The organism is Polaribacter sp. 2405UD43-2 (assembly GCF_058147125.1).
This window is the reverse complement of sequence record NZ_JBYVJX010000022.1, coordinates 1-961: the sequence shown is the minus strand read 5'-3', so window position 1 is coordinate 961 and position 961 is coordinate 1. Positions and strand designations below refer to the sequence as shown.

Genomic DNA, 961 nt, shown 5'->3' with positions numbered 1-961 from the left:
CCAAGTAATCGATATGTTTACAATACATTATAATGAGAGTATCTCATCTACCTGTGAGTTACTTGGGGTAAGCAGACAGGTATATTATCGAGCTATTAAATCCAAAGAGAAACGACAAGCTATTGCTGGTAAAGTTATTGAACTGGTCAGATATGTTCGTATAGAACAGCCTCGTATTGGTACCCGAAAACTGTATCATATTTTACAACAACAATTAAGAGTTTTAGGTGTTGGTAGAGATTATCTATTTGCCATTTTAAAAGCTAATAAAATGCTGATAAAACCAAAGCGTAATTATACCATAACAACAAACTCATATCATCGTTTTAAAAAACATAAAAACTTAATAGAACACACAGTAATACATCGACCAGAACAAGTCTGGGTAGCAGATATTACTTATGTTGGTAATAGACAAAATCCAATGTATTTATCTTTAATAACTGATGCTTATTCTAAAAAGATTGTAGGTTATAACCTAGCAAACACATTAGAAACAGCACAAAGTATAAAAGTCTTGAAATTGGCTGTTAAAAATAGACAATACCCACAAAATCAATTAATTCATCATTCTGATAGAGGCTTACAATATTGTAGTGATAACTACCAAAAAATTCTAGATAAGAATAATATACAATGTAGTATGACAGAACAGTATGATCCTTATCAAAATGCTATTGCTGAACGTGTTAATGGTATTTTAAAACAAGAATTTTTAATCAATACTAAAAATCTTGACTTTAAAATAATGCAACAAATTGTAAAACAAAGTATTGTTATTTACAATACAAAAAGACCTCATATGTCTTGCAAACTATTAACACCAAAGCAAATGCACAAACAATGCAAAATCAAAAGAAAAACATATAAAAAGAAAATCTCTCAACAAACAGCTGTTTGTTGAGAGATTTTTATAACTTTAATCCTAATAAAAACTGTAACGGTTATTTAGGACTAGTCA

The 961-nt window shown here is 29.1% G+C and carries 1 protein-coding gene; it reads left to right on the top strand.

Going from position 1 to position 961, the window contains the following annotated elements:
• A partial coding sequence (locus tag ACY2RX_RS14590) for an IS3 family transposase (RefSeq protein ID WP_490104716.1) occupies nucleotides 1-904 on the top strand: 904 nt, incomplete at its 5' end.
• Between the last annotated feature and the right edge of the window lie 57 nt (nucleotides 905-961).